Origin of the sequence: Anabaena sp. UHCC 0399, from assembly GCF_034931465.1 — a bacterium.
GTDB lineage: Bacteria > Cyanobacteriota > Cyanobacteriia > Cyanobacteriales > Nostocaceae > Trichormus > Trichormus minutissimus.
In genome coordinates this window covers 38,317-45,994 of sequence record NZ_JAYGGZ010000054.1, presented here as the reverse complement: position 1 = coordinate 45,994, position 7,678 = coordinate 38,317, and the positions used below count along the sequence as shown (strand labels likewise).

Below are 7,678 nucleotides of genomic sequence, written 5' to 3'. Positions count from 1 at the left end.
TTTGTATGTGATCAACCGTGACAAGGTTTGGCTAGGATCTTGAAAATTGAAGATAAAAGAGTTGAGTGTAGACTCTTTAGCCAAAGCTAGTTCTTCTGGTGTAACTCTTTGCTCTTGGATACGCTTGATTTCAGTCTGTAAAGCTTTGATAAACTGTACAGTAGTCTCAGAGCGGGTTTCTCCACCAACAATGAAAATTCCAGGGTAATCATAGTTGGGACTCCAAAAACCGCCTACTGAATAAGCTAAACCTTGACGCGATCGCAATTCATTAAATAAGCGTCCACCCATTCCATTTAAGATCCCATTTAATACATCTAGTACCCCATAGTCGGGATTATCCAAACGTCCGCCTAAATGCCCCATACGAACACTACTCTGAGTTAGTTGTGGTTGATTGACAAAAAAGACACCATCTGTGTTCGCTGCTGATACTGCTGGTAATTGGGGTTTAGTAATGTTGGGGTTAGACGGCCAATCACCTAACTGAGCTTGGATGAGCGATCGCATTTGCTGAGGATCAAAGTCCCCCACAATCCCCAAAATAATATTATTGGGGTGGAAATATTGTTCGTAAAACTTCAGCAAGTCTTCACGAGTAATCCGATTTACCGTTGCGTACTCTGGTGTACGGGCATAAGGGCTATTCTTACCATAAATCAATTTCAAAAATTCCCGCTCAGTGATACTATTTGGATCGTCATTGCGACGGGAAATCGTATCTCTCATCTGAGCCTTAGCTAAATCCAGCTTTTCCTGAATAAATACTGGCTCTCGCAACACCTCAGTAAACAGCCCAAATACTGTTTCTAAATCTTCACTGAGTCCTATAAAGGCAGCACCACCATCAGTTTTGCCAATGCCAGTTTCCACCACTGCTGCGCGTTGTGCCAACAAGTTGTCTAATTCATCCGGTGAATGCTTCTTAGTCCCTCCAGTTCGCATTACTGTTCCAACAAGATCAGCTAAACCAACTTTATCTGCTGGTTCTAAGCGATCCCCTGTACGCACTAACGCTGCCCCATTCACAAAAGGTAGCTCGTGATCCTCCGCCAAATACACAACCATGCCATTTTGTAAGACAAACTGCTCGTACTTGGGTAGCTTGATCTCTGGTAACGAGGCAAACTGCAATTCGGTGTAATGCTTTGCCGTTGCCGTTACTGCCAGAGTAAAGTCAAAAGTTACAATTAAAAAGGCCACAGCTAGACTCAAAGCATAAAACAACCTCTTACTCTGGGGAATTTTGCACTTTGAGAGAAGTCTAAACGGCTGTTTGTGCTGCTCAAAATTTCTACTGTTCACCTTGTACCTGTCCATATCTTTAATTCCTTGACATCTTTTGCATTAGCCTGCGGCAAACCTCTGCGCGTCTATGTTGCTTACCCATCTTGCGATAACAGCTTGCCAATCGTGCGATTTTCGGGCGTAAAAGTTGCCTTTGCCACTCGCTGAATATCAGCAGGAGTCACTGCTATAATTTCATCCAAATACTTAAATAAATTCCGCCAAGAGCCAGTTTTTACCTGATATTCCGACAATAGTCCCGCCATCCCCATATTAGATTTGAGGTTAGCTAATAAACCTGCTTTTACTTGGGTTTTCACACGTTGCAATTCAGTTACGGAAACAGGCTCAATCTTCAATTTGTCTATTTCCTTTTGCAAAGCTGCTGCCAACTCATCCACTGTGTGACCAGAAGCCGTAGCAGCTAAGAAAAATATCAAATTGGGGTACTTGTTTCCTGGTATGCTAATTTCACCATTTAACGCTAGTGCTAGCTGTTGCTGTTCCACCAAGGACTTGTACAATCGGGATGTGCGCCCACCCCATAATAAATTGCCAATGATCTCATACACCGCATTATCTAGATGGGTTACTGCTGGACGGTGATAACCTTCAAAGTAAAATGGTTGAGATGGCAGTCGCAAGGTCACTTCCCGCATTTTTGTCTGCGGCGGTTCTACCGGAATTTTAGAAATTGGTTGTGGTTTGGACTGATAACGCCCAAAGTAAATTTGTGCTAGTTTTTTAACCTCAGCCGGGTTGACATCTCCGACAATAGCGATCGTTAAATTGCTTGGGACATAATATGTCTCAAAAAACTTCTGCACATCTTTTGGTGTCAAGTTACGGATATCTTCTTCATAACCTATAACCAGATGTTTGTAGGGATGGACTTTGAAAGCAGTATCGAAAAACTTTGCACCCATCAATCCAGTAGGTGAGTTTTCCACTCGCAAGCGTCGCTCTTCCAAAACGGTATCTTTTTCTTGATAAAACTCACGACGAAATTCTGGTTCTAGAAATCGCTCTGACTCCAGCGACATCCATAGTTCCAACTTATTAGCAGGAAGGCTGTAAAAATAACGAGTGGCATCTGTAGTAGTCTCAGCATTTAAATCTGGGCCTCCTGCTTGTCTGACAATTTGCCCAAACTCATTCTGCTTAACTAGTTTGGATGCTTGCAATTCTACTTGCTCAAACTCTGCTTGCAATCGAGCAACCTCATCTTTTTTACCATCGGCTTTTGCAGCTTTAATTTGAGCATCTAACTGTTCTAAGCGTTCTAGTAGCAATTTCTCTGCTTGATAGTCTTTTGTACCAATGCGTGTTGTACCTTTAAATGCTAAATGCTCAAGAAAGTGAGCCATACCAGTTTTCCCATCAGGCTCATCCACCGCACCCACGTCTGCGTAAGTCACAAAGGAAACGACTGGTGCTTGATGCCGTTTCAAAACAATAAATTTAAGTCCATTATCGAGACGAAACTCTGTCACCTGCTTAATCGCCCGATCTAGATAAGGTTGTATTGAACTTGAGGCTGCTGGGGTTTGGCTTTTACTTCTTTGTAGTAGTTGAGGAGGAGATGCTGTCTGAGTTTGAGCTATAGCTACTTCTGACACCATTCCCCACCATAAAAATGTCAGCATGATCAAGATTGCCAACAGCCGATGCAATCTGACAGACACAGTAATTGCACAATATGAACGGGGAATTAAGCGTTTCAGCTTAGATAACAGCATATGATTTATGCCTTATGTGAGTTGAAAATTCCTCAGCGATATCAAAGGTTTTAGCCTTTGCTTTCATGATCAAATCCGGCTTTATGAACGAAACTGTGTTCTTTCAGTCTCTAATTCACATAAGCCGTTACTAATAAATTCAGCGTATTTACCCGATATGATCGTAGTTATTCCTGTTCGGGAATGGCAATTTCTCTCGACTATTTCTTTATCTACTTTTGCCAAACTCTTAAAATAATAGTCAGCCTAAAATGACCTGAAACGTTTTGCTTTTAGTCCCAGAAGTTCAAAAAAATCACCGCCGCCAAGATTGCGAGAACCCCATCGTCCCTGTGTCAATAATGCTCGCCTTCTTCCTGAAAAACAACTCCCACACAAGCTTTTTACCCCAGATAAATTTCTGACCGATGCAGTTACCCCTCCCCCTGCTACACAAATATCAGAGGCGTAAATTTACCCTTTTTTAGTACACCTGAATAGGGATAGGGTTTAGGGGAAAGCAAAGTGGTTGGATGGAACGCAGTGAAACCCAACACAGCAGCATCAGAGTATTGAAAAAACTTTCCTTTCCTATTCTTTGTCCCCTGTTTCCTAATATTTAATTTTAATGTTGATGCACTTTTTCTAATAACCACATCGATGCTACAGTCCCGATAAAGTGAGCAGCAATACCATTGATGTTTGCCACCATTACAAACACATCCAACGCGCGGATAATTTTATTAGGATCAGTTATAGCTACCCCTGGTGGTTGGGAAATAGATTTTGCTATCAACACTCCCAAGGTTGCACCCGCACCTAAAATAGTTAATAGAATCCCTACTAAACCTACAATTATGCCTATTTGAATAATTCTAGTAGTCTCTGCCTTGCTAGGATGTAGAGTTGGGTTAGGATTATCCAATCGCTTACCGATGCGGGTGTAACGAAAATCCCAATACACGCTAAACATTAATGCCACGACTCCGCATATAGCCCAGAATATACCAATACCAAGTCCAGCATTTGGTTGAGCCGTAAAGTCACGACCAGTGGAAGCAAACAACAGGACTAGTCCGGAAACTACAACTAGTGTCAGTTGCACCCAAAAAGTAACCCAGCCTGTGAGATTAATAGTCTTGGCAATTCCATGCAGCGAACTATGTGCTAGCGATCGCGTTTCTGTTTCAGCTTGCATATATCTGACTTCCTGATATCCCAATCACCAGCATATTTTTACTTCTCAGCCTTTACCCCCACCCACAGACATAACCACTGCCACATCTCCAGGCATAAAATTAGACAAACACAACATCTCGAACTTAGGATTGATGAGGAATTTGGCTGTAACCTGACATAATTTCGACAGAATAACTAATATTGAAACGCTACGCACCGCCGTAGGCGATCGCAAGGAACAGAAGACATGATTAAATCTTGGATGGTAATTGGAGGTGTAGCGTTTGTCGTAGCATTGGCAGCAAATTGGATTACACCAAGCGATCGTCAGTGGTTCAACCGCTTACAAAGACCTAAATGGCTGACCTTTGAAGCCGCAATTCCTCTTATCTGGACTGTCATCTTTATTTGCGGTGCATGGTCAGCTTATATTGTTTGGGAACGCCAACCAGACACAAACCCGACTTGGGTACTCATGGGTTTATACTTACTACTAGAAATTGTCACAATCGCCTACACACCAGTTATGTTAAGGCTTCGCAGTCTTCATGTAGGTACAGTTCTTGGTGGCACAGGCTTTACTATCTGTATTATTTTAGCCATTACAGTCTTAACGGTTTCTAGTTGGGCAGCATTATTATTAGTTCCCTATTTACTTTGGAGTCCCATTGGTACATACACCACTTGGCAAATGATTAAAATTAATCCTCAAGATGCTTAAGGTTACTACCAGCGAATGATTTAACCCATATCATCAATTGTCAAACTTGCGGTGTATTAATTGACAAAAGATAAATTTGGGAAAATGATGATTCCATCTTGGATGGTAATCGGGGCTGTAACTTTCTTAGTAGCAGTAGGTAGTTTCTTCATCACACCGCGTGATGCTAAATGGTTTGCACAGTTAAGCCGTCCCCGATGGCTAGTTTTTGAACCTTTTATCCCCCTGATCTGGACTGTAATTTTTATTTGCGGTGCGGCTTCTGCTCATCTTGTTTGGCTACATAATCCAGGCAGTGTGATTACTTGGCTACTGATGGGTTTATACCTTTTAGTAGAAATAATCACTGTAGCTTATATACCTTTAATGCTGAGATTTCGCAGCCTCAAAACTGGGGAAATTATTGGTATAAGTGGTTTTATGTCAGCAGTGTTGCTAGCCATCTGTATCCTACCAATTTCTGGGCTAGCGACGTTGTTACTCATTCCTTACCTACTTTGGAGTCCCATTGGTACATACACCACTGAAGAATTAAGACAGATGAATCCAGAGGATGCGTAAACTTAGGGGACAGGGGACAGGGGACAGGAGACAGGTGATAGGGGACACTTCAGCACAAACGTCCATAAAAGGCTGTGGCTTGATGATTTAGCCAAGCCCACATTTGATCACCGTAACAAAAATGCCACCATTCTTTGGGGTTACGTTGAAAACCAGCTTTTAACATGACATCGGACAATAACTGACGATGGGTGTGATAGTAGTGTGCATCTGGATGATCCTTATAAGCATAGTAATCGGGATGCGATCGCTCTGACATTTCATCTATCGGCGAACCCATATTGATAATCTGTCCAACTTCGTCTACCAGCGTGATGTCTACTGCTGCACCTGTACTGTGAGGAGGTGGCATTTTTTCATCCATACTGGGTACAGCCCAAATTTCATACACTGCTTCCCAAATCTCTTGGCATTGTTTGGGTGTTAACTCAGCTTCAGTTAGTCCTCGTTCCTCTAATGCCGTAGAAAAACTGTAATCTACCATAAATTGCTGCACAGCCACCGGACGATAAGCATCAAATATCTGAATGTGCCAATTAGGACGCAGCAATTGCAGGTAATTCTGAGCTTGAATTAAATTCTTAACTACACTCTCACGGAGATAATAAGGAGAATAATTCCCATAACTAGCACCTAGCTTTTCATAAGGATGAGGAGATTCGACTGCAAACATTTCTAAGGGGATCTCCACCAGCCGTTCACCACATTCTAGAATTGGTATCTGATGATACGGCCTCATTTGATAAGTTTGCATTCACTCACAACCACAAATTTCAGATAAATACTCAAACTAGTGAAAAATTTTTGCTTTATTCTCTGTGTCTCCGTGCCTCTGTGGTTAATTAAATTATTTTTACCACAGAGGCACAGAGAACACAGAGTTAAGAAGTTCAAGAATAATTATTTCCGTTGGGGTTGACTAGTATATGGATTGTATGGAACATTAGGTTGGGGAACTTGATTCGGTTGCTGCCAGATGGAATTGCCATAACTATTTGGTACTAAGGGCATCGTGTTTGTTACAACACCTGGGCTGGGATTGCGGATAGTATAGGGGCCAATAATTGGTGATGTCCGCGTGATGACTGGTGATGTTACTTGTACTTGGTTAGGCGAAACCTGACCGTTATTTAAGTTATTATAAAAACCCGGTTGGATGTTAGTTGTATTTGGTTGGACATAACCTGGGCTAGATGTAAGAGGCTGATTGTTGAGGTTATTGTCAACACCAGGCTGAAGATTGGGTGTATTTGGTTGAATATAATTTGTGGAAGAATTTAGTCCTGTATTCGGTGAAAAAGTTTGACCGTTATTGAAGTTATTGTATCCACTTGGCTGAATGTAATTAGTTGGTGAATTGATTCTTCCACTAGGCGAGAAAGTTTGGCTAGGTGAGATGATGTTGGGTGAAGTTTGTATGACTCTCCCATAGTAAGAACTGCCTACAGAGTTAATTGGTGATGCAGTTTCACTATTGACACTGGATGAATTTTGACTAGTTGATGAGTTGACAACGGTTGTCAAAGGATTAGTTGAGTTATTATTTTGATTCTGATTAGTTTGATTAAACAGTCCTGTTTCTACTCCCGGAGAATTGGCATTGGCTGCTCTTGATTCAGCCGATGAATCCAAAGATTTAAAACCTAATAAATGATTATTATCAGTCGCTCCAAACCTTAATAGACTTTGGGTTTGTGATACAAACAAGTTCTGGTTTTGAGAGGTAGCTGTGGTATTAAAACTATTAGGAGTAGGTTTTGATTGCTGATCTGTAGATTTTTGTTTACTAGCAGCATCCAATAACGAGTTTTTACTTTTATCGTCTGGAGGATTATTTGTAGGTACTGGCAAACTCAATTGTTCATTTGTGCCAAACAATAATGGTAAATTATCAATATCTGCGGCGATCGCTCTATCTTCAGCCGAAAATGAAGCACTTAGAGGATCTGAAGCACTCACCGCGTTATCTGGCCTTTCACCAAATAGATTCGGGTTTGCCCAATATTCTTGAATCACCAGACCAACTACAGATAGAAAAATTGCTGTTCCCCAAAAACTAGGTCGCCTCAAATTCATTAATCTGGCTTTGAGATAGCGTAAGTAAGCAGGGGGATAACGACGATTTGGCATAATGAATATTAGTAAATTTAATGTGTATTTAATTGGGAATTGGGCATTAGTTATTTTCTACCTTGTCTAAATTTTTTCCTGT

At 41.4% G+C, this 7,678-nt stretch carries 7 protein-coding genes; 2 read left to right on the top strand and 5 right to left on the bottom strand.

Going from position 1 to position 7,678, the window contains the following annotated elements; genetic code table 11:
• The 3 genes from VB693_RS23780 to VB693_RS23770 all read right to left on the bottom strand — a co-directional run.
• Positions 1-1,320: pitrilysin family protein (locus VB693_RS23780; protein ID WP_323268411.1), on the bottom strand; the 1,320-nt coding region annotated here is incomplete at its 3' end.
• A 62-nt stretch (positions 1,321-1,382) separates the two neighbouring features.
• Positions 1,383-2,933, bottom strand: coding sequence for a pitrilysin family protein (locus tag VB693_RS23775; RefSeq protein ID WP_323268414.1), 1,551 nt, complete (start codon positions 2,931-2,933; stop codon positions 1,383-1,385).
• Positions 2,934-3,630: 697 nt separating this feature from the next.
• Complete coding sequence (locus tag VB693_RS23770; RefSeq protein WP_323268410.1) at positions 3,631-4,203, bottom strand: DUF3611 family protein; 573 nt, start codon at positions 4,201-4,203, stop codon at positions 3,631-3,633.
• 228 nt (positions 4,204-4,431) lie between these two features.
• Between VB693_RS23770 and VB693_RS23765 the strand changes: the two genes are divergently transcribed.
• Positions 4,432-4,905, top strand: coding sequence for a TspO/MBR family protein (locus tag VB693_RS23765; protein ID WP_323268409.1), 474 nt, complete (start codon positions 4,432-4,434; stop codon positions 4,903-4,905).
• An 87-nt stretch (positions 4,906-4,992) separates the two neighbouring features.
• Positions 4,993-5,466, top strand: coding sequence for a TspO/MBR family protein (locus VB693_RS23760; protein ID WP_323268413.1), 474 nt, complete (start codon positions 4,993-4,995; stop codon positions 5,464-5,466).
• A 49-nt stretch (positions 5,467-5,515) separates the two neighbouring features.
• On the opposite strand, the gene VB693_RS23755 is transcribed toward VB693_RS23760, so the two are convergent.
• Positions 5,516-6,205: a M15 family metallopeptidase gene (locus VB693_RS23755; RefSeq protein WP_323268408.1), complete on the bottom strand. Its 690-nt coding sequence runs from the start codon at positions 6,203-6,205 to the stop codon at positions 5,516-5,518.
• A gap of 161 nt (positions 6,206-6,366) precedes the next feature.
• Positions 6,367-7,596 (bottom strand): hypothetical protein, encoded by a 1,230-nt coding sequence (locus VB693_RS23750; RefSeq protein ID WP_323268407.1) that lies wholly within the window; start codon positions 7,594-7,596, stop codon positions 6,367-6,369.
• Positions 7,597-7,678: the final 82 nt, after the last annotated feature.

Bases quoted from the DNA above. Each gene is read 5' to 3' on its own strand.
- VB693_RS23775 (WP_323268414.1), bottom strand. From the start codon at position 2,933: ATGCTGACATTTTTATGGTGGGGAATGGTGTCAGAAGTAGCTATAGCT.
- VB693_RS23770 (WP_323268410.1), bottom strand. From the start codon at position 4,203: ATGCAAGCTGAAACAGAAACGCGATCGCTAGCACATAGTTCGCTGCAT.
- VB693_RS23765 (WP_323268409.1), top strand. From the start codon at position 4,432: ATGATTAAATCTTGGATGGTAATTGGAGGTGTAGCGTTTGTCGTAGCA.
- VB693_RS23760 (WP_323268413.1), top strand. From the start codon at position 4,993: ATGATTCCATCTTGGATGGTAATCGGGGCTGTAACTTTCTTAGTAGCA.
- VB693_RS23755 (WP_323268408.1), bottom strand. From the start codon at position 6,205: ATGAGGCCGTATCATCAGATACCAATTCTAGAATGTGGTGAACGGCTG.
- VB693_RS23750 (WP_323268407.1), bottom strand. From the start codon at position 7,596: ATGCCAAATCGTCGTTATCCCCCTGCTTACTTACGCTATCTCAAAGCC.